We start from the raw sequence: 20,817 nt of genomic DNA on the forward strand, positions 1-20,817 counted from the left end.
AGATAGTCGGAGGTTGAGTCATGCCCGCTCCCCCCATACCGTCGCTCCTGCAGATCAGGCGCGGCAACGTCCGCGCGGCGCTGCTCGCGCTGCTCGCCGAGGAGCCCCGCAACGGCCACCAGATGATCGAGGAGATCGCCCGCCGCAGCGGCGGGCTCTGGCGGCCCTCCCCCGGTTCGGTCTATCCCTCCCTCCAGCAGCTGGAGGACGAGGGCCTGGTCACGGCCGGGGAGTCGGCCGGCGCCCGCGTCTACCGGCTGACCGACGACGGCCGGGCGGCCGCCGGCAGCCGTACCGGACCCGAACCCTGGACCGAGGTGGCCCAGGGGATGACCGAGGACCGCCACGAGATGCGGCTGCTCTGGGGTCAGCTCGCCGAGGCGTTCATCCACCTCACCCACGTCGCCACCGACGAGCAGGTGGCCCAGACGAAGAAGCTGCTCACGAGCACCCGCCGCGAGATGTTCCGCATCCTGGCCGGTGACGACGACGAGGACGGAGATCGATGAACGCCGTCGAGGTCACCGGGCTGGAGAAGTCCTACGGCAAGGTCGACGCGGTCAAGGGCATCAGTTTCGAGGTCGCGCACGGCGAGGTGTTCGGCTTCCTCGGCCCCAACGGCGCCGGCAAGTCGACCACGATCAGCATGCTCTGCACCCTGATCAACCCCACCGGCGGATCGGCCCGGGTGGCCGGGCACGACGTCGTCAGGGAGCGCGACGAGGTCCGCCGCAACATCGGCCTGGTCTTCCAGGACCCCACGCTCGACTCCTACCTCACCGCCGAGCAGAACCTCCGCTTCCACGCCGAGCTCTACGGCGTGCCCAAGGCGGTCGTGCACGACCGGCTCAAGCAGGTCATGGAGATGGTGGCCCTGTGGGACCGCCGCGACAACAAGGTGCAGACCTTCTCCGGCGGCATGAAGCGCCGCCTGGAGATCGCCCGCGGGCTGCTGCACTCCCCCCGCGTGTTGTTCCTCGACGAGCCCACGGTCGGGCTCGACCCGCAGACCCGCTCGGCCATCTGGGGCTACATCAACGAGCTGCGCCGGACCGAGGACATCACGATCTTCATGACCACCCACTACATGGACGAGGCCGAGTACTGCGACCGCATCGCGATCATCGACCACGGTGAGATCGTCGTCATCGACTCCCCCGAGGCGCTGAAGGCCAGCGTCGGCAAGGACCGGGTGCAGATCCACACCACCGACGACCAGGCCGCCATCGCGGCCCTGAAGGAACGGTTCGACCTCGACGCCGGCGTCCACGACGGCGCGGTGACCTTCGCGGTGGCCTCAGGAGAGGAGTTCGTGCCGAGACTGTTCGCCGAACTCGGGCTGCCGATCACCGGGGTCAGCGTGCACCGGCCCACGCTCGACGACGTGTTCATGAACTACACCGGCTCGACGATCCGCGACGCCGAGGAGTCGGGCGGGATGAACCAGATGATGAGAGCGAGGTTGCGCCGATGACGGCGACCGAGATCGCCGCGGTACGGCTGCCCACGGGCGGCCTGGCCCACGACGTGCGCGCCGTGAAGGTCGTGCTGCGCCGGGAGATGCTGCGGTTCGTCAACGACCACACGCGGCTGGTGTCGTCGCTGGCCCAGCCGATCCTGTTCCTCTTCGTCCTCGGCACGGGTCTGGGCTCGATCGTCCGGACCGCCATCCCGGGCCTGGACTACCGCACGTTCATCTACCCCGGCGTGCTCGCCATGACGGTGATCACGACGGCCATGTTCTCGGCCGCGTCGATCGTGTGGGACCGCGAGTTCGGGTTCCTGCGCGAGATGCTGGTCGCACCGGTCAGCCGGGGCGCGATCGTGCTCGGCAAGTGCCTGGGCGGGGCGCTCGTGGCCACCGCGCAGGGCGTGATCATCCTGGCCATGGCCGGGCTGGTCGGGGTGCCGTACGACCCCGTCCTGATCCTCACCCTGCTGGCCGAGATGCTGCTGGCGGCGTTCACGATCACCGCGTTCGGCACGCTGCTGGCCGCCGGGATGAAGAACATGCAGACGTTCTTCGGCATCATGCAGATGGCGATCATGCCGATGATCTTCCTGTCGGGCGCGATGTACCCCCTGGCCAACCTGCCGGCCTGGCTGCACGTCCTGACGGTGATCAACCCGCTGACCTACGCGGTCGACCCGATGCGCGAGGCCGTCTTCGCCCACCTGACCGTGGAACCCCAGGTCATGGCCCTGCTGAACCCCGGCATCATGTGGTTCGGCTGGCGGCTGCCGGTCTGGTTCGAGCTGGTCGTCGTGGCGGTGATCGGGTTCGTGCTGCTCCAGCTCGCGATCGCGCGGTTCCGGCGTACCGAATAGAGAATGCCCGGGACGCGTGGGGTGTCCCGGGCATTCTCACCTGCTGGTGTTACTTGACGAGCACCCAGTCGGACTTGCCGGTGCTGGGCTTGGTGTCCTTGTCGCCCGCGAAGACGACGCGCCAGTCACCCGACTTCTTGGCCGTGGCCGTGGTCGAGAACTCGCCGGAGCCGTCGGTCCAGGCGGTCTTGACGTAGGTCCACTTGCCGTGCTTCGCCTTGAACCAGACGCTGACCTTGCCCTCGTAGCCGTCCCAGCGACCGTGGTCCCAGGTCTGCAGCTCGCCGACGAGGGAGAGCTTCTTGCCCTTCTTCACCGGTTCGGGGGAGGCGTTGAAGTCGACCAGCCGGCTGGCGGCGTCGGGCTTCGGCGGCCTCGGGCGGAAGACGGTGACCTGGTCACTGTCGCTGCTCGAACCGTGGGTGAAGCCCTTGACGCCGTCGTACTCGGCCTTCCACCAGCCCGACTTCAGGGCCTTGACGCGGACCGCGAAGTCACCGCGCCAGTTGGTGCGGTCCCAGGCGACGGTCCTCCAGCGCCAGGAGCCCTTCTCCTTGAACAGGATCTTGACCCGCTGGTCCTTGAGGCCGTCGGGGCCCTTCGAACCGAAGATGAGCAGCCGGCCCGACACGGTCAGCGCGGAGCCGAACTTGGCCGGCTCGGGGCCGGCGCCGAACCTGACGATGTCGGTCGACCAGACCTGGACGACGTGGAAGCCCTTGGAGGCTTCGGTGGCGCCGGAGGGGTTGCTCGCCTTGATCGCGAGCGTCCAGTCGCCGGCGGCGTCGCCACGGCCGAACTGGTAGGTCCCGACGTACTTCTTGCTGGTGGTGATGGTCGGGACGTCGGCCTTCTCGAGCTTGAGCGGCACCGCGGCGCCGCCCTTGGGCGTGATCGTCGCCGACACGTCCGTGGCGATGTTCCCCGCGATGAAGGAGAACGTCGCGGTGACCTTGTCACGGCTGGTCACGACCACGGGACTGGGGTTGATCGTGATGTCGGACACGGTCGGCTTCTCCGCCGTGGAGGCGTTCGCCGCGGTGCCGGTGACTAATCCCACCGACGCCACGGCAGCCGCGAGAATCACGGCGCTGATGCGTTTCAACATGCGGGTTCTTTCCTTCCCCGGGTGTGTCGAACGCGACGTGAGGGTGCCGCGCTTTTGCCTTTCTAGTAGACGGCTTTTGCGGCGGAATGGTTTGATCTCCTGACATGTTGTGATGAAAACTTGTCAAATCCGGCCGGACTGCGCAAGGGGCAGGACGGCACGCACGAGGTGACGACATAATCGGGCATGTGGCGCGGGACACTGTTGAGACGCATTTCGCCGAGGTCGTCGGGGCGCTTCGCCCCCCGGCTGAGAAGGGAGACCCGGAGCGTCCAGTCCGTCCCGGTTCACCACTGACCGGCAGACAGGCCAGAAAGGTGTACGACGCCCAGCTGGCCAGCCGCCTCTGCGATGTGGCCGCGCGCTGGATGCGCGAGAACGACCTGGGCTACTACACGATCGGCTCGGCCGGCCACGAGGGCGACGCGGCCGTCGCCCTGGCCGTGCGGGCGACCGACCCGGCGCTGCTCCACTACCGGTCGGGGGCCTTCTACCTGGCCCGGTCGTCGCAGGCGGGCCGGGTCGCCAACGAAGGGCTGCGCGACATCCTGCTCGGCCTGGCCGCCTCGGTCGAGGAGCCGATCGCGGGCGGGCGGCACAAGGTCTTCGGGCATCCGTCCCTGGCGGTGATCCCGCAGACGTCCACGATCGCCAGCCACCTGCCGCGCGCGGTCGGCGTGGCGTTCGCCATCGAACGGGGCCGCCAGCTCGGCGCGTCCGGCCCGTGGGAGGCCGACGCCATCGCGGTCTGCAGCTTCGGCGACGCGTCGGTCAACCACGCGAGCGCCCTGTCGGGCTTCAACACGGCCGCCTACGGCGCCTACCGGGGCCTGTCGCTGCCGGTCCTGTTCGTCTGCGAGGACAACGGCATCGGCATCAGCGTGCGCACCCCTCCCGGCTGGGTCGAGGCGTCGCGGCAGTCGCTGATCGAGTACTTCACCGCCGACGGCTCCGACGTCGCCGAGACCTACGCGGCCGCGCGCAAGGCCGCCGCCCACGTCCGCGAGACCCGGTCCCCCGCCTACCTCCACCTGAAGACGGTCCGCCTGATGGGCCACGCGGGCTCCGACGTCGAGATCGGCTACCGCACCCGCCGCGAGATCGCCGCCGACCTGGCGCACGACCCGCTCGTGGCGACCGCCCGGCTCCTGGTCGAGGCGGGCCTGGAGACCCCCGACGGCCTCCTCTCCCGGTACGAGGCCGAGCGCGACCACGTGCTCAAGCTCGCGGCCGAGGCCGGCCGCCGGCCGAAGCTGACCAGCGCCCGCGAGATCATGGCCCCCATCTCCCCGCGCGACCCGCAGCGTGTCGCGGTGGAGTCGGCCCGCCCCCCGAAGGGCCGCGAGGAGCTGTTCCGCACCCTCCCCGAAGACGAGGGCCGCCTCACCCTGGCCCAGGCGATCAACCGCACCCTCGCCGACCAGATGCTCGACGACCCCGGCCTGATCGTCTTCGGCGAGGACGTCGCCCGCAAGGGCGGCGTCTACGGCGTCACCCGCGGCCTGGTCCGCCAGTTCGGCACCGAGCGCGTCTTCGACACCCTCCTCGACGAACAGGCGATCCTCGGCCTGGCCCTGGGTTCGGGCGTCTCCGGCCTGACCCCGGTCCCCGAGATCCAGTACCTGGCCTACCTGCACAACGCCCTCGACCAGATCCGCGGCGAGGCGTCGTCGCTGAGCTTCTTCTCCCAGGGCGCGTACCGGAACCCGCTGGTCGTCCGCGTGCCGGGCCTGTCCTACCAGAAGGGCTTCGGCGGGCACTTCCACAACGACAACTCCGTCGCCGCCCTCCGCGACATCCCCGGCCTGGTGATCGCCGCCCCCGCCCGCCCCGACGACGCCGCCGCGATGCTCCGCACCTGCCTGGCCACCGCCCGTGCCCAGGGCACGGTCTGCGTCTTCCTCGAACCGATCGCGCTCTACCACACGCGTGACCTGTTCGACGAGGGCGACAACGGCTGGCTGGCCCCCTACGCCCCGCCGTCGCGGTGGACGGAGACCCATGTCCCGGTGGGCCGCGCCCGCTCCTACGGCGACGGCCGCGACCTGACGATCGTGACCTTCGGCAACGGCCTCCGGATGAGCCTGCGCGCGGCGGTCCGGCTGACCCAGGAGGACAAGAGCTGCCGCGTCCTCGACCTGCGCTGGTTGTCTCCGCTGCCGATCGACGACCTGATGCGCTCGGCGGAACTGACCGGCAACGTGCTGATCGCCGACGAGACCCGCCGCACGGGCGGCGTCTCGGAGGCGATCGTGACGGCGCTGATCGACAACGGCTTCACCGGCCGCATCGCCCGGGTGACGTCACAGGACAGCTTCGTGCCGCTGGGCGCGGCCTCGGAGCAGGTGCTGCTGAGCGAGCAGGAGATCGAACACGCGGCGCACAAACTCCTCTCCTGACCGGCCCGCGGGCCTCAGCGCAGGGTCGAGCCCGCTCTTCCCTTGTGGACGCGCAACTGGGCCGGGATCCGGACCCGGAGTTCGGCGACGTGGCTGACCACGCCGACCGCGCGCCCTCCCTCGCGCAGGGAGTCGAGGATGTCGAGGACGTCGTCGAGGGTCTCCTCGTCGAGGGTGCCGAAGCCCTCGTCGACGAAGAGGGTGCCGATCTCCGCGCCGCCCGCCTCGGCCGCGACCACGTCGGCCAGGCCCAGAGCCAGCGCCAGTGACGTGATGAAGCTCTCGCCGCCCGAGAGGGTGGCCGGGTCGCGGTCGACGCCGGTCCAGGCGTCGAGGACGCGCAGCCCCAGGCCGCCGCCCGAGCGGCCGCGGTGTCCCGCCGTCTTCTTCACGTCGTACTGCAGCAGGTAGCGGCCGTCGGACATGTGGGTGAGGCGCTCGTTGGCGGCGTCGGCGACCTGGCGCAGGCGTTCGCCGAGGACGTAGGACGACAACGGCATGTCCCACTGATTGTCGGGCGAGGTGCCGTTGGCGAGTTCGGCCATCCGGCGGGCCAGCCGGTGGCGGCGCTCGGCGGGGGCGCGGCGGGCCTGCGCTTCGGCGAGTTCGGCCGCCAGCGCCCTGAGCTGGGTGAGCCGGGCGACGGCGCCGTCGCGCGCGGACACCTGGACCGACCGGGCCGCGTCGGCCTCGTCGTGGGCCTGTTGCAGGCCGGGGAGGTCGGGCGCGGGCTGGGCGGCGGCGGCCTGCAGTTCGGGGTCGGCGAGGGTGCGCACCACGGCGGCCAGTTCGTCGCCCAGGTCGCGCAGGCGGCCGCCCATCTCGTCGATCTCGGCCGGGGTGCGGCGCGCGGCGGCCAGGTCGTCGAGCCCGGTGAAGCCCGCGTCGACGGCGGCGGCCAGCGCGGCGTTCCTGGCGGCGGCGAGCTCCCGCCCGGCCTCGTGGAGCGCTTCGGAGACCTCGGCGGCGCGGCGGTAGGCCTCGGTTTCGGCGCGGAGGCGTTCGACCCGCTCGTAGATGGAGGCGTCATCGCCCCGCAGCCGGTCGAGCCGGGCCTTGAGGTCGGACTCCTCATGGGCGAACCGGCCCCGGGCGGCCCGGGTCTCCATGAGCAGCGTGGTGTCGGCGCTCTCCTTGACCCTCAGGCCGCCGACCTCGCGGGTCAGGTGCTCGACGGCATGCCGGGCGGCGAGACGGCCGTCGAGAACGACGGTGAGCTCCTCGACCGCCTGCCGCGCCTGGGCGAGCAGGGCGTGCGCGGCCGGAACATCGGGCCAGACCGCCGGTTCGGGCGGCAGCCGCTTCGCGTCCACGCCCAGGGAGAGGACCTCGCTCGCACCCCTGCCGAACCGATCCGCAGCTGCGAGGGCCGAGCCGCCACCATCGGCATCGCCAGCTTCACCAGCCTGATGCAAGCCCGTGAAGCTCGAGCCCCCACCACCACCACGATTGGGGAACTCCAGATCGGTGCCCCTGGTCATGGCCGCGACCTGGTGGCGCGCATCCGTGAGGAGGCCCGTCAGGGCGGTCGCCCTCGCCTCCGCTGCCAAGGCCGCGCCGATCGCCGCCGCCTCTGTCGTCAGGCGGGTGCGGCGGGAGGAGACCGTCTCGCCCGGATCGAGCGCGGCGGACAGGCGGACCTCGATGCGTTCCTCCTCCGCACGGGAGGTCTGCTGCCTCGTCTGGAGTTCCCGCAAGACCAAGGCGGTTTCGGCCTCCGCTTCGCGGACGTCGCCGAGGGCCGTCTCCAGGCGGGTGACCTCGTCGCGGTGGGCGGGTTCGCGGGCGGCGGCGGCCTCCACAACCGCCAGGTCGGTTCGGGCCTCCTCGCGGGCCTGTTCGGCTTCGGCCTGGGACAGGCCGTCGGCGGTGTCGGCGGCGCGTTCGTGCCGGCCCTCGAGGGTGGCGACCGTCGACTCGGCCGCCTCTCTGGCCGACTGGGCCGCGTCGGCCTCCGCCTGGGCGGCCTCCTCGTCGTCGGCGGTGGCCATCTCGGACGACGGCTCGGCCGGAGCGGGGTGGTCGGGGGAGCCGCAGACGGCGCACGGGTCGCCCTCGGCCAGGCGGGCGGCCAGCTCGGCGGCCATGCCGTCGATTCTGGCCTGGCGGATCTCGTGGAGGCGGTCGACGGCCGACTGGGCGGCGTCGACGGCGACGCGGCGGGCGTCTTCGGCGGCGGCCAGGTCGGCGGCGAGTTCGTCGCGGCGGATCACCGCTTCGAGCCGCTCCTCGGCCGCGACCAGGCGTGATCGGGCCGAGGGCAGGGCGGCGGCCTGTTCGCGCGAGGTGGCCAGGCGGGCGGCGGCCTCGGCCAGGAGGCCGGGCAGGGTGGTCAGGCGGTCGGCGAGTTCGGTCTCGACGCCCGCCAGGCGGGCGGCTTCGGTTTCGGCGGCCTCGCGGTCGGCCCGGAGCGCGGTCAGGCGTGACTCCTCGCCGTCGAGGGCGTCGAGGCGGGCGAGTTCGTCGCGGCGGTCGCGTTCGAGGGTGGCGAGCTCCGGCTCGGCCAGGCCCGGGTGGCCGGCCGCCACGCGGGCGGCCGCGGCCTCGGCGAGGTCGGCGGTGATCGTGTCGCGGCGGCGGACGGCTTCGAGCAGGTCGGCCGCGCGTTCGCGGGCGGCCTCGGCGCCGGGCAGGGCGGCTTCGGCGACCGTGGCGGCGGCGCGGCGCTCTTCGGCCTCGGAGAGCTCGGCGGTGGCGGCCTCCAGGCGGTCGGCCGTCTCGCGCAGGCCCTTCTCCAGGGTCGCGATCTCGTCGTTGAGGTGTTCCTGCTCGCGGATCACGCCGTGGAGGCGGGCCTCGTCGCCGAGGGCCTCTTCCAGCCGGACCAGTTCGTCGCGGCGGGTGCGTTCGGCTTTGCGGTGGTCGGTCTCGGCGAGGCCCGAGGCGCCCGCGTCGAAGGCCGCCGACGCGGCCGACGCCGTCTGCTCGCGGGCCGTCAGCTGGTCGAGCAGCGGGACGACGCGGGCCGCCGCCGCGGCCTCGGCCAGGATCGTCTCCAGGTCGGCGCGTTCGTCGGCGCGGGCCTCCAGCTCGTCGTGGCGGATGCGGGCCGCCGTGTGGCGGCGCCGGCGGTCGGCCAGGTCGCGGGCTTCGGCCAGGCGGTCGCGGGCCTGGCGGAGGGCCTCGTCGGAGACCGCCGCCTCGGCCGAGGTGACGGCGGCCGAGGCGGCGGCGAGCAGGGCCGACGACCAGTCGAGCGGGTCGTCGGCTTCGCCGGCGAGCGCGGCCAGTTCGGGGCCGGCCGCGCCGCGCATGCGGTCGGCGCGGGCGCGGACCTCCTCGGCGAGCCGCTCGGCGACCCGGCCGGTCTCCCGGCGGTGGTCGGCGAGCCACTTCTCCATGTCGGTGAACACCCGCACGGTGAACAGGCGCTCCAGCAGCTTGCGGCGGTCGTCGCCGGAGGAGCGCAGGAACCTGGCGAACTCGCCCTGCGGCAACATGACGACCTGGCCGAACTGCTCGGCGTTCATGCCGAGCAGGCCGCCGATGAAGTCGCCCGCCTCGTCGATCCGGGTGGTCACCGGGGCCCAGTCGCCGTCGCGGAGCTCCTGGACGATCACCTTGGCCTGCTCCTGGGTGGTGCCCTGCCCCCGGAGCTTGGGGCGGGCCCACGCGGGCGAGCGGGTGACGCGCAGGGTGCGGCCCCGGATCGTGGTCTCCAGCACGACCTGCGGCCCCCGGCCCGGGGGCGCGTGGTCGCAGCGCAGCGACCGGGCGTCGTTGCGCTGGCCGGGGACGACCCCGAACAGGGCGCAGCAGACGGCGTCGAGGATGGTGGTCTTGCCCGCCCCGGTGGGGCCGTGGATCAGGAAGAGCCCGGCCTCGCCGAGCCGGTCGAAGTCGACCTCCTCGGCGCCGGGGAAGGACCCGAAGGCCGAGATCGTCAGCCGGTGGAGGCGCATCAGGCCATCGTCTCCTTGATGCGGCAGGCCATCGCGGCTTCTTCGAGGACACGTCGCTCGTCGGGGTCGGCCGCCTCGCCGCGGACCTCGCGGACGAAGTCGAGCGCCACGTCGATCTCGGGCCGCCCGGCCAGCCGGGGGCGCGCGGGCGCGGCCTCGGGCGCGTCGTCGGGGGCGAACTGGAGGTCGACGGTGTGGGGGAAGCGGGCCCGCAGCCGCTCCATCGCGGCCTTCGGCCGGACCGGGTCGGTGAGGGTCGCCTGGATCCAGTCGCCGGACGGCGGGAGCGCCAGCAGGTCGTCGATCCGGCCCCGGAGCCGGGCGAGCCGGCGCGGCACCGGCGCGGGCACGAAGTCGATCGGGCCGCCGAGCTCGACCAGCCACGACCCCTTCACGTGGTCGGTCTCGGAGAAGGAGTAGGCGATCGGGGAGCCGGAGTAGCGGACCGTCTCGCTCATGGTCTGGCGGCCGTGGAGGTGGCCGAGGGCCGTGTAGGCGGCCCCGTCGAAGACCCGCACGGGCACGTGGGCCACCCCGCCGACGGTGATGTCGCGCTCGCTGTCGCTGGCCGCTCCCCCGGTGACGAAGGCGTGGGCCAGCACCACCTTGGCGGGGGCGGCGTCGTCGAGACGTACCCGATCCATGACGTGGGTCATGGCGGCCGTGTGGGTGCGCTCGGGGAGGTTCCACGGAGTGCGGACGAGCTCGGGCTCCAGGTAGGGAATCCCGTAGAAGGCGACGTCGTTCACGACGATTGGGGACCATGCGCGGTGGGGGTCGGTGCGCAGGTGGATGCGGTCCATCAGGCCGGCGCCGAAGCCGAGCCGGACGGGCGAGTCGTGGTTGCCGCTGATGATCACCGTGTGCACGCCGAGACCGCGTAAGCGGCGCAGCGTCTCGTCGAACAGGGCGACCGCGTCGACCGGCGGAAGCGCCCGGTCGTAGACGTCACCGGCCACCAGCACGACGTCGACCCGCTCGGACCTGGCGGTCTCGACCAGGTGGTCGGCGAACGCCGCCTGGGCCGGGAGCAGGCTCTCGCGGTGGAAGGACCGGCCCAGGTGCCAGTCGGACGTGTGCAGCAGCCGCATGGCGCACGAAGCTAACAGGTCTCACCGACAAATTGGGCCTCCCCTGAGACAACGGGATCACGTAATGACTTAACCTGGCGACCAGGGGGCATCGTAAGGAGGAAGGCACGACTCGGAATATGGACCATCCATCGGGGAGCGGCCTGATGACCGTTGGGCGGGGCACGCTGACGATCTTCGCCGGCGTCCTCGTGGCGCTGCTCGGAGTGATCGGCTACCTGCTGCCGCCGCCCGCGTTCGATCCGCCGCCCCTGGAGCCCCCGGCCGCCTTCCGCGACCTGCCGGCGCAGCCGTCGGCCGAGACGCGTCCTCCGCCGACGGTCTATCCGGTGACCACCGAGACGATCACCGTGCCGGTCCGGGGCGACAACCTGGTCACCACGATCCGCACCCCGCAGGGCCCCGGCCCGTTCCCGGCGATGGTGTTCGTGCAGGGCTCGGGCTCCGGCGACCGGGGCGAGTTCACCTCCCAGGCCGAGTGGCTGGCCCAGCACGGCATCGTGACCCTCGCCTACGACAAGCGCACCCACGGCTACTCCTTCCGCAGCCGTGACTTCGGCCTGCTGGCCGACGACGCGGTGACCATGATCGAGCTGCTGCGCCAGCGGCCGTCCACCGACTCGGCGCGGACCGGCCTGTGGGGGGTCAGCGAGGGCGGCTGGGTGGTGCCGATCGCGGCGTCCCGGCATCCCGACATCGCCTACACGGTGCTGGTCTCCTCCCCCAACGTGTCGCCGATGCGGCAGGTCGCCTGGGCGCTCAACGAGCAGCTCCTGCGGCTGCACGCGCCGACCGGGGTGCGCGACCTGCTGACCCGGGCCATGGGCGGGGTGGGTTTCGACTTCCTCCGGTACGACAGCGCGCCCGCCCTCCACGGCATGCGGCAGCCCACCCTGGCCCTCTACGGCACCGGCGACCCGTCGATCCCGTTCGTGGAGAGCACCCAGACCCTGATCGACGCCAAGCCGGTCGACAACTACACGATCCGCTTCCTCGCCGGGGCCGACCACGCGATGCGGCGGCACGGCGGGCCGTTCGTGCCCGGCTACCTGCCGACTTTGGCCAACTGGATCACCGGCCTGCCGTCCCAGTCGCCGGTCAAGATCGCCGGCGCGAAGCCGGTCCAGCGCTTCGAGGCCACCGACGTGCCCGCCGCCCCCTGGTACGGCGCCAGCACCTTCCTCGGCCTCACCCTGACCCTGGCCGCCTTCGGCTACGTCGCGGCGCCGGTGACCGAGATGTTCGTCCGGCTGCGCGGCCGTGACCTGCGGCACCAGACCAACACCCACGTGTGGCCGCCGATCCGGCGGCGGCTGTGGCGGATGATCTGGACCAGCCTGGCGCTGCTGGCCTCGGTGCTGGCGTTCATCATGCTGATCGTGTTGTTCTCGGTGAACCAGGCCGGCGCCTGGCCCGCCGTGCAGGCGGGCTGGCTGGTGGTGCGGGTGCTGGCGGTGGTGATACTGGCCCAGGTGGTGGGCGCCACCGGCGCGGTGCTCGTGGGGCTGCGCGACGGGTGGGAGGTGACCCCGTCGCAGCAGGTGTCACTGACGGGCGTGCTCGGCGGCACCGCTCTGATGCTGGTCACCGCCGCCTATTACGGCCTGTTCGGCTTCCCCTGGTAGGGCGTAGGCCAGCCAGCGGTCCATCTCGTCGAACACCTGCTTGCGCACCGGTTCGGCCGACAGCACGAGGTCGTGGACGCCGCCCGCCACCCGGACCACCGTGACGCGGGGGCCGATGCGGGTGGCGTACCGGGCGATCTGCTCGACGTCCAGAACGGTGTCGGTGTTGCGGACCTCCGGCGCGAAGTCCTTGACCCGCAGGCTCTGGTCGGAGCAGAGCACGAGCACCGGCGCGTCGACCCTGAGGCCGCTCTGCAGCCGGTGGTGGGCGCGGCGGATCGCGGCCAGCCAGGCGGCGTGCACGGGGAAGCCGCCCAGCGGCTTCCAGTCGAGGTCGTAGTCCCATTCGCCCTCGCGCGACAGGTGGATGCTGTCGCCGTAGACCGTCGAGGCGCCCACCGGCAGCACCGCGCGGGCGGGCAGCCGCGCGAACACCCCCTTCAGCGCGTCGGCGACGCCCTTGACCAGGACCGGCACGTTGAGGTCGAGGAACGGGCTGTTGAGCAGGAGCGCCTGGACCAGCCCCCGGCCGCGTACCCGGTCGGCCCACAACGCGGCGACCAGCCCGCCGGTGGAGTGGCCGTTGACGACCAGTTCGTCGTGGTCGGCCCGGATGATCGCGACGGCGGCGTCGATCTCGGGGAAGTACTCGGTGACGCTCCGCACGAATCCGCGCGTCTGGTAGGGCAGCAGCGACCGGCCGTACTTGCGCAGGTCGAGCGCGAAGAACGAGACGCCCTGGGCCACGTAGTGGTCGGCCAGGTGGGCCTGGAAGAAGTAGTCGGTGAAGCCGTGCAGGTAGAGCACCGCGCGGCGGGCTCCCGGCACGACCCGCCGGACCAGCGTCGCGACGACCTCGCCCTCGTCGTCGGGCGGCAGGGGGATGGCGACGACGTCGTAGTCCGCGCCCAGGATGTCCTCCGACATGGGGTCAGAGTACGCGAACCGGGTGAATCGGCTACGAACTCGCCGGTGTCTGGAAGGTAAAGGCGTTCGGCCCCCTCGGACGGTTCAATGTAATCGTGGCGACACGGTCCGTGACCACGTAATCGAGCATCTTCGGGGATGGGCGTGCGGAAACCAGGTCAGGTGATCGGATGGGTCGCGTTGTCGGTGCTGTTCCCGGGGGTGGCCCATCTGCGGGCGGGCTGGCGGCGCACCGGCGCGTCGGTGCTGGCGGTCTATCTGTCGGGCGTCGCGGTGGTCATCACGGTGGCGGCGCTCGCGGGGGCCGATCTGGCCGGGCGGCTGATCGGCCGTCTCGGGCTGCTGGCGGTCATGTCGGGCACGCTCGGCGTGGCGTGGTTCGTGCTCGTGGTGCACTCCTACGTCGTCCTGCGGCCCGGGCGGTTGTCGATGCCGGGCCAGTTGGTCTCAGGGGTGCTGACCGGCGTGCTGGCGGTCGGGTCGGCGCTGCCGTTCGGGCTGACCGCCCACTACGCGGCCGTCTCGCAGCGTACGCTCGACGGCCTGTTCAAGAGCTCGGGCGAGATGCCGACGGGCGAGCCGTTCGGCGGCCGCGACCGGGTCAACATCCTGCTGCTGGGCGGTGACCTGGCCGGCAACCGGGTCGGCGTGCGGACCGACAGCATCAACGTGGCCAGCGTCGACGTGCGCACCGGCCACACGGTCATGTTCGGGCTGCCGCGCAACCTCGAAGGGGTGCGGTTCCCGCAGGGCAGCCCGATGTACAACCACTTCCCCTTCGGCTTCCGGCTGCCGAGCGGCCCCGACGGCGCGCGCGAGGACCTGCTGTTCTCGGTCTGGGAGTACGCCGACCAGCACCCCGAGGTCTTCGGCGGGCGCACCGGCATGGGCCCGGCCACCCTGAAGGAGACCGTCGGCGAGATCCTGGGGCTGCACGTCGACTGGTACACGCTGGTCAACATCGGCGGCTTCGCCAAGATCATCGACGCGATCGGCGGCCTGGAGCTGACCGTCGCCGACAACGTCGTCTACGGCCGCCGCAACGAGGGCCTCATCCCGGCGGGCACCCGCAGGCTGACCGGCGAGCAGGCGTTGTGGTTCGCCCGCTCGCGCACCTTCTCCGACGACTACGCGCGGATGAAGCGGCAGAAGTGCGTGTTCGCGGCCCTGCTGGCCCAGGCCGAACCCGCCACGGTACTGACCCGCTTCACCGAGATCGCGGGCGCGACCGAGGGGCTGCTGCAGACCGACATCCCCGCGCCGATGCTCGAACACCTGGTGCCGCTCGCGGCGAAGACCAAGAAGGCCGGGGTGACCAGCATCCAGTTCGTGCCGCCGATGATCAGCACCGCGTCGCCCGACTGGACCCTGATCAGGAACACCGTCGCCCGCGCCCTCACGGGCGGGGGCGGCGCCTCCAGCAGTTCACCGAAGGGCCCGAAACTGGCCGAAGGCTGCTAGCGCAGGGCGAAGCTGTCGCGGGCCATCCGCCTGACCCGCTCCTCGTCGACCGTGTGGCCGAGCCCCGGCTGGGTCAGCGGGATGGCCACCACTCCCCCCGACGCGCCGACCGGCGGGTCGACGATCTGGGCGTTCCTGGGCGGTTCGGTCACGTCGCTCGGCAGGGTGCAGCCCGGCAGGGCGGCCACGGCGACGGTGGCCGCGCGGGCGAGGCCGGCCCCCCGGCCGTCGGCGCAGGTGATGTCCCAGCCGGCCCGGCGGGCCCGGTCGTGGGCGGTCTTCACGGCGGCCAGCGAGCCGAAGAGCGAGGGCCGGAGCATGAGGGCCCGCCCGGCCCGCGCCGCGATGGCCTCGTCGAGCTCGGCCAGCGACCGGGCCTCGACGACGACCGGGATGGTCAGCCGCGACTGCAGCTCGGCGCTCAGGTCGAGGTCGTCGCAGGGACGCTCGATGCCCGCCAGGTCGTATCCCGCCAGCGACTCCAACTGGCCGATCTCCGTGTACGCCCGCCGCGCGTCGACCGTGATCGCCAGCGCCGGGTAGGCGGCCCGGATCGCGCGCAGCGGCTCGACATCCCAGCCCGGGTGGATCTCGACGGTGACGTGGCCGTAGCCGGCTCCGACGAACCGGTTGACGCCGTCGACCGCCGACTGCAGCGACCGTACGGCGGGCAGCCGGACGGTGGCCATGAGCGAGGTGCGGGTGCCGCCGATCGCGTGGGCCAGCGGCACGCCCGTCATCCGGGTCGCCAGGTCCCAGCAGGCCATGTCGGCCGCGGAGCCCAGCTCGGGCAGGTCGTGGGGGGTCTCCCAGTCGACCCCGATGAGGATCTGGGCGAGGGTCTCCTCCAGCGTGGACCAGACCTTGGGATCGGGGTGGACGACCTCGCCCCACCCGGCCATCCCGCCGTGATCGGTGAGCTTGACCAGGATGCTCTCCGGTCGCCTGCCGTAGGGCAGGACCAGCCGGAACACATCGACCTCACGGACACGCGGCACGGACGGCTCCCCTCCTTCTCGCTCTCAGACCTCCATGGTGACACGCCGGGACAGCAGCGCCCCCGCCAGCGCCATCACCACGAGCAGACCGAAGCAGACGGCATAGGCCCCGGTCGAGGTGAGGATCGCGCCCGTGACGGCCACCGCGACCACGGTCACGCCCGACTCGCCGACGCTCAGCGAGGCGCTGTTCTTGCCCTCCTCGCCCGGCCTGGACAACTCCAGGACCAGCACCGACAGCGTCGGGTAGATCATCCCGATGCCGAGCCCGCAGACCACCCAGCCCAGGAACGCCACCCAGATCGGCACGGCGGGCAGGAACGCCAGCGCGGTCACCGAGATCCCGGCCACGACCAGCAGGTGGCCGCCCCAGAGCCGGAGCACCCGCCCGCCGGGGTACCTGCCCTGCAACCACGACCCGGCCGACCAGGCCAGCGCGCCGCCGGTGAGGACGATGCCCGCCTGGGTCAGCGTCAGGCCGCGCTCCCGCACCAGCATCAGCGGCACGAGGACCTCGGCGGCGAAGAACGCGCCCATGCTCAGGCCGCGCAGCGCGACCACGGTCGGCAGGCCGCGGGAAGCCTTCATGGTCCCGCCCGGGACCAGCATCGGCAGGGCGACCAGCAGCACGGCCAGGCCGACCGCCATCAACACGTAATTGGACTCACCGGAGCCGTACTGCAGCACCGCCGCGCCCACGGCCGCGCCGCCTCCCCAGGCGAGCCGCGCGGCGAACGGGCCGGTGTCGGCCCGTTCCTCCTGCTCCGTGTACGGCTCCCGGGAGGCCAGGCCGCGCCAGAAGATCGCCGCCGCCGGGAGCGCGATCACCGCGACGCCGAGGAAGACGGCCCGCCAGGTCCACGTCTCGGTGACCGTGCCGGTGATGGCCGGGCCGACCACCGACGGCAGCACCCAGGCGGCGGCCAGCAGCGAGAAGACCTTGGGGTGCATCGCGCCCGGGTAGACCCGCGCGACCAGGACGTAGATGGCCACGTTGAACAACCCGCCGCCCAGCCCCTGGAGCAGCCGCCCGGCGATGAAGACCTCCATCGTGGGGGCCAGCCCGGCGATGACCAGGCCGGTCACGAACAGGCCGAGGCCGGTCCAGAGGGGCTTGTCGGGGCCGGAGAGGTCACCCCAGCGGCCGCCGGCGACGGTGCCGACGAGGGTCGCGGCGACGGCGCCGCTGAAGGCCAGGCTGTAGAGGCCGAACCCCTGCAGTTCCTTGCCGATCTCGGGCATGGCTGTGGCGACCGCGAGGTATTCGAACGCGACCAGGACCATGAGCGCGGTGATACCGGTGCTCAGAGCGCGGTAGCGGGTCGAGAAGACCGCCGGCGGCGGTGAGGTTGATGTCATCAGGGAAGCCATGTTTCGGACATTACGGAAGGAGAGCGTAGCGGGCATCGGGCCCTGGCCCGAGGAGGCGTGGGACCTTGGTCCGACGTCCTCGGGGCCGGTCTTCGTCGTCACGGGGCGGGGCGGGAGCGGGTGGTCGCCGCCGGATGCGGCGGGCGCCGGGGGCGGCGGTCGGGGCCGGGGTGGGCGGAGCCGTAACGGATCAGCTGGTCTGTTTGCCTTCGCCCAGGTTGCGTTCGGCCCAGGCGGTGATGTCGCGGCGTTCGATCGCGGCGGCCATGAGGTCGGGGAAGGCGTCGGGGGTGCAGGCGAAGGCCGGCACGCCCATCGCCGCGAGGGCGGCCGCGTTCTCGTGGTCGTAGAAGGGCGCGCCCTCGTCGGACAGGGCCAGCAGGACGATCACCTGGACGCCGGCCGCCGTCATCGCCGCCACGCGTTTGAGCATCTCGGCCCTGACCCCGCCCTCGTAGAGGTCGCTGATCAGGATGAAGATCGAGTTGGCCGGGCGGGTGATGAGGCCCTGCGAGTAGGCGATGGCGCGGTTGATGTCGGTGCCGCCGCCGAGCTGGGTGCCGAACAGCAGCTCGACCGGGTCGTGGAGCTGGTCGGTGAGGTCGACGACGGCGGTGTCGAAGACGACCAGCGACGTCTTCAGCGACCGCATCGAGGCCAATACCGCCCCGAACACGCTCGAATAGACCACCGAGGCGGCCATCGAACCGCTCTGGTCGATGCACAACACCACCTCGCGCTGCACCGACTGCTGCTTGCGGGCGTAGCCGACCAGGCGCGACGGCACGACCGTGTTGCGGTCGGGCAGGTAGTTCTTGAGGTTCGCCCGGATGGTCCGGTCCCAGTCGATGTCGGCCGGTCGTCGCGGCCGGTTGGTGCGGGCGGCCCGGTTGAGCGCGCCGGTCACCGCCGCGCGGGTGCGGTGCTGGAGCTTCCTCTCGAGCTCGTGGACGACCTTGCGGACCACCACCCGGGCCGACTCGCGGGCCTTCTCGGGCATCACCCGGTTCAGCGACAGCAGGGTGCCGACCAGGTGGACGTCGGGCTCCACCGCCTCGAGCATCTCGGGCTCCAGCAGCAGGCGGCTCAGGTCGAGGCGGTCGATCGCGTCCTTCTGCATGACCTGGACGACCGTCGACGGGAAGTAGGTGCGGATGTCGCCCAGCCACCGGGACACCCGGGGCGCGGAACCGCCCAGCCCGGCCGAGCGGGGCGCGCGTTCGCCGTCGCCGTCGAGGTCGTAGAGGGCGGCCAGGGCGGCGTCCATGCCGGCGTCGTCGCCTGCCAGGCCGCCGAGGCCGCCGCCGGGCGCGTTCTCGGCCTCGCCGCCCAGGACCAGCCGCCAGCGGCGGGCCCGCTCGTCGTCGTGCACGTCCATCAGCCGCTCCCCAGGATGCCCATGACGGTGCGCACGGCCGGGGCGGCGCGCTCGTCGTCGTACACGATGTCCTTCTCGGTGGCCGCGCCCGAGCGGACGCGGCTCGCGATCGAGCGCCGCTCGGGCGGCGCGAACGAGCCGAAGGTGCGCCGCAGCAGCGGCAGGACCTCCACGAACGCGTCGCCGCGCAGGCCCACGAGCCAGTCGTCGACCATGGCCAGCAGGCGGGGGTCGTGCACCAGCAGCAGCCCGCCGCCCGACAGGAACCCCTCGATCCAGGCCGCCGCCCTCGCGGGCGGATGGGCCAGCGAGACGGCCCGCGACATGCGCGCGTCGGCGTCGCCGAGCCGGTCGCCGTCGAACAGGATCCGGACGATCCGGCCCTCGATGATCCCGGGCAGGCCGGTCCGGTCGGCCAGGGCGCGCAGCGCGCCCAGCCAGCGTTCGCGGCCCTCGTCGAGCAGCGCCGACGCGCCGGTCACGGCGTCGATGTGGACGACCATGCCGCGCGCGTTCTCGTCGTCGAGCCCCGACACGGCGGCCGACAACCCGGCGCAGATCCGGGCCAGCAGCGACGTGGCGATCACGGCCAGCCCCTCGGCCGGGGTGCCCCGGACGTCGCCGTAACGCTGGGCCCGCACCAGCGCGGGCAGCGCGGCCATGAGGTGGCGGATGTCGGTGTCGACGGCGGCCCGGTCGCCGATCGCGGCCAGCACGGCCGGCAGCGACCCCGGCAGGTCGGCGAGCAGCGCCCGCTCGACCAGCCCGGTCAGGTCGGCCAGCGCCGCGCCCTCGCGGCCGGCCACTTCGGCGATCTTCGCGGTCGCGGCGGCCGGCACGGTCACCCCGAGCGGCGCGGCCTCGATCAGGGAGATGTCGAACTCGGGCCGCCACTGGAGCGCCCACGCCTCCTTGAAGGTGCCCTTGCCCCGGGTGTGGCGGGGCTCGCCCCACGGGACGTTGAGCAGCCGGAGCCGGTGCAGCAGGCGGCTGCGGTCGAGGTCGAGCGGCTTGCGCAGGTCGAGTTCGAGTTCCCGGTCGAGCGCCTCGGGCTTGAGCCGGAGCCTCCGCTGCTCCTCACGCAGATGGCGCTGCAGCGGGACCATCGGCGTCGAGTCGGGCACGTGGCCGAGCCGCTCCCCCACCACCATGCGCCGCTGGATCAGCTCGACGGGCAGTTCGTCGCCCTCGCACAACACGGCCCTGGCGGCCTCGGTGACCTCGGCGAGCCCGGCCAGCGGCCGGTCGCGGACGACCGCCAGGCTCTGGGCCAGCCGGACCGACTCGATGACGTGGGCCGAGGAGACCGGAATCCCCTCATCGCGCAGCACTCCGGCGGCGGCCGCCAGCCATCGCTCGACCGGGCGGTCGGGGGCGGCGAACAGGTGGGCGTACCAGCCCGGCGAGGTGACGCCCGCGCCGTACCCGCTCCAGTGGGCGAGCCGGCCGTGGGTCCACGGCACCCAGGTCATCTCGGCCTTGACCTTCGGCAGGCCCTTGAGGATCCGATCGTCGGCGGCGGCCGGGCCGATCGTGGTCAGCGCCGGGACGTGCCACGCGCCGCACACGACCGCGATGTTCTCGAAGCCCTCCTTCATCGCGACCCGGACGGTCCGGCGCATGTACGCCTCCCGCCGGGCCTCCCGCTCGTCGGGGGTGTAACCCTCGCGGACGGCGGCCATGGCCTCGGCGATGACCTCGAAGGGGGTGTCGCCGCGGTGCTCGACGGCGTCCTCCCACCAGCGCTCGGGGTCGTCGTAACCGGCGGCGGCGGCCAGCGAGGCGATCGGGTCGACCCGGACGGCCTGGGCCTGGGTGAGATCGGCGGCCGGATCGGGTGCGGCCCGGTCATCCGGAGCCTTGCCCGCCGGGGCGTCGTCATCCGGAGCGTCGTCGGGGGCGGCGTCCTTCTCCGCGAGCGAGTGGGCTGCCGGAAGGTCGCAGAAACGCGCCGGGATGCCGACCTCCGCCGCGTAGCGGAGGGCCTGCCATTCCGGGGAGAAGGTCGCGAAGGGCCAGAAGGCCGCCTTGGCCGGGTCGCCCGGCACGTGGGCCAGCAGCGCCACCGGCGGTTCCATGCCGGGGTCGGCCGCCAGGGCGACCAGGCCGTCGGCCTCGGGCGGGCCCTCGATCAGCACGAGGTCGGGTTTCAGTCGGGCGAGTTCGGCCACCACGGCGCGTGCGGAACCAGGGCCGTGGTGGCGGACGCCCAGCAGGGTGATGGTCATC

Annotated in this window: 14 protein-coding genes; 6 read left to right on the forward strand and 8 right to left on the reverse strand. The window is 72.6% G+C overall.

Annotated features, from left to right (window positions below; genetic code table 11):
* Positions 1-20 precede the first annotated feature (20 nt).
* The 3 genes from AW271_RS06890 to AW271_RS06900 are packed head-to-tail and all read left to right on the forward strand — an operon-like array spanning position 21 to position 2,328.
* The gene (locus AW271_RS06890; protein WP_062333702.1) at positions 21-509 is read left to right on the forward strand and encodes a PadR family transcriptional regulator; all 489 of its coding nucleotides are present in this window, start codon (positions 21-23) and stop codon (positions 507-509) included.
* On the forward strand, positions 506-1,474 hold the full coding sequence (locus AW271_RS06895) for an ATP-binding cassette domain-containing protein (protein WP_062333705.1): 969 nt from the start codon (positions 506-508) through the stop codon (positions 1,472-1,474). The genes AW271_RS06890 and AW271_RS06895 overlap by 4 nt, the downstream gene beginning before the upstream one ends.
* Positions 1,471-2,328, forward strand: a complete 858-nt coding sequence (locus AW271_RS06900; RefSeq protein WP_062333707.1) for an ABC transporter permease — start codon at positions 1,471-1,473, stop codon at positions 2,326-2,328. The genes AW271_RS06895 and AW271_RS06900 overlap by 4 nt, the downstream gene beginning before the upstream one ends.
* A gap of 49 nt (positions 2,329-2,377) precedes the next feature.
* On the opposite strand, the gene AW271_RS06905 is transcribed toward AW271_RS06900, so the two are convergent.
* Positions 2,378-3,436 (reverse strand): hypothetical protein, encoded by a 1,059-nt coding sequence (locus AW271_RS06905; protein ID WP_062333709.1) that lies wholly within the window; start codon positions 3,434-3,436, stop codon positions 2,378-2,380.
* A 317-nt stretch (positions 3,437-3,753) separates the two neighbouring features.
* Between AW271_RS06905 and AW271_RS06910 the strand changes: the two genes are divergently transcribed.
* Complete coding sequence (locus AW271_RS06910) at positions 3,754-5,835, forward strand: thiamine pyrophosphate-dependent enzyme (RefSeq protein WP_245652970.1); 2,082 nt, start codon at positions 3,754-3,756, stop codon at positions 5,833-5,835.
* 14 nt (positions 5,836-5,849) lie between these two features.
* On the opposite strand, the gene AW271_RS06915 is transcribed toward AW271_RS06910, so the two are convergent.
* Both AW271_RS06915 and AW271_RS06920 read right to left on the reverse strand, forming a co-directional pair.
* Positions 5,850-9,737: an AAA family ATPase gene (locus AW271_RS06915; RefSeq protein WP_062333715.1), complete on the reverse strand. Its 3,888-nt coding sequence runs from the start codon at positions 9,735-9,737 to the stop codon at positions 5,850-5,852.
* Positions 9,737-10,828 (reverse strand): exonuclease SbcCD subunit D, encoded by a 1,092-nt coding sequence (locus AW271_RS06920; RefSeq protein ID WP_062333717.1) that lies wholly within the window; start codon positions 10,826-10,828, stop codon positions 9,737-9,739. Before AW271_RS06920 ends, AW271_RS06915 begins: the two co-directional genes overlap by 1 nt.
* Before the next feature lie 146 nt (positions 10,829-10,974).
* On the opposite strand from AW271_RS06920, the gene AW271_RS06925 reads away from it, so the two are divergent.
* Complete coding sequence (locus AW271_RS06925; RefSeq protein ID WP_062333720.1) at positions 10,975-12,453, forward strand: serine aminopeptidase domain-containing protein; 1,479 nt, start codon at positions 10,975-10,977, stop codon at positions 12,451-12,453.
* On the opposite strand, the gene AW271_RS06930 is transcribed toward AW271_RS06925, so the two are convergent.
* Positions 12,373-13,380: an alpha/beta hydrolase gene (locus AW271_RS06930; protein ID WP_062333722.1), complete on the reverse strand. Its 1,008-nt coding sequence runs from the start codon at positions 13,378-13,380 to the stop codon at positions 12,373-12,375. The genes AW271_RS06925 and AW271_RS06930 overlap by 81 nt on opposite strands.
* A 162-nt stretch (positions 13,381-13,542) precedes the next feature.
* Here AW271_RS06930 and AW271_RS06935 point away from each other — a divergent pair, with 162 nt between their 5' ends.
* Positions 13,543-14,841, forward strand: coding sequence for an LCP family protein (locus AW271_RS06935; RefSeq protein ID WP_062333725.1), 1,299 nt, complete (start codon positions 13,543-13,545; stop codon positions 14,839-14,841).
* Here the strand turns inward: AW271_RS06935 and AW271_RS06940 are convergent.
* The 4 genes from AW271_RS06940 to AW271_RS06955 form a co-directional block, all read right to left on the reverse strand.
* The gene (locus tag AW271_RS06940) at positions 14,838-15,839 is read right to left on the reverse strand and encodes an enolase C-terminal domain-like protein (protein ID WP_062333727.1); all 1,002 of its coding nucleotides are present in this window, start codon (positions 15,837-15,839) and stop codon (positions 14,838-14,840) included. The genes AW271_RS06935 and AW271_RS06940 overlap by 4 nt on opposite strands.
* A 24-nt stretch (positions 15,840-15,863) precedes the next feature.
* Complete coding sequence (locus AW271_RS06945; protein ID WP_245652971.1) at positions 15,864-17,198, reverse strand: MFS transporter; 1,335 nt, start codon at positions 17,196-17,198, stop codon at positions 15,864-15,866.
* Positions 17,199-17,400: 202 nt separating this feature from the next.
* Complete coding sequence (locus AW271_RS06950; protein ID WP_062333733.1) at positions 17,401-18,588, reverse strand: VWA domain-containing protein; 1,188 nt, start codon at positions 18,586-18,588, stop codon at positions 17,401-17,403.
* Entirely contained in the window at positions 18,588-20,816 is a 2,229-nt protein-coding gene (locus tag AW271_RS06955; protein WP_062333735.1) for a DUF5682 family protein, read from the reverse strand. Before AW271_RS06955 ends, AW271_RS06950 begins: the two co-directional genes overlap by 1 nt.
* Position 20,817 lies beyond the last annotated feature (1 nt).

This window comes from Herbidospora sakaeratensis, from assembly GCF_001570525.1.
Lineage (GTDB): Bacteria > Actinomycetota > Actinomycetes > Streptosporangiales > Streptosporangiaceae > Herbidospora > Herbidospora sakaeratensis.

Coding starts and splice junctions, on each gene's coding strand:
- AW271_RS06890 (WP_062333702.1), top strand. CDS start 21: ATGCCCGCTCCCCCCATACCGTCGCTCCTGCAGATCAGGCGCGGCAAC.
- AW271_RS06895 (WP_062333705.1), top strand. CDS start 506: ATGAACGCCGTCGAGGTCACCGGGCTGGAGAAGTCCTACGGCAAGGTC.
- AW271_RS06900 (WP_062333707.1), top strand. CDS start 1,471: ATGACGGCGACCGAGATCGCCGCGGTACGGCTGCCCACGGGCGGCCTG.
- AW271_RS06905 (WP_062333709.1), bottom strand. CDS start 3,436: ATGTTGAAACGCATCAGCGCCGTGATTCTCGCGGCTGCCGTGGCGTCG.
- AW271_RS06915 (WP_062333715.1), bottom strand. CDS start 9,737: ATGCGCCTCCACCGGCTGACGATCTCGGCCTTCGGGTCCTTCCCCGGC.
- AW271_RS06920 (WP_062333717.1), bottom strand. CDS start 10,828: ATGCGGCTGCTGCACACGTCCGACTGGCACCTGGGCCGGTCCTTCCAC.
- AW271_RS06925 (WP_062333720.1), top strand. CDS start 10,975: ATGACCGTTGGGCGGGGCACGCTGACGATCTTCGCCGGCGTCCTCGTG.
- AW271_RS06930 (WP_062333722.1), bottom strand. CDS start 13,380: ATGTCGGAGGACATCCTGGGCGCGGACTACGACGTCGTCGCCATCCCC.
- AW271_RS06945 (WP_245652971.1), bottom strand. CDS start 17,198: ATGACATCAACCTCACCGCCGCCGGCGGTCTTCTCGACCCGCTACCGC.
- AW271_RS06950 (WP_062333733.1), bottom strand. CDS start 18,588: ATGGACGTGCACGACGACGAGCGGGCCCGCCGCTGGCGGCTGGTCCTG.
- AW271_RS06955 (WP_062333735.1), bottom strand. CDS start 20,816: ATGACCATCACCCTGCTGGGCGTCCGCCACCACGGCCCTGGTTCCGCA.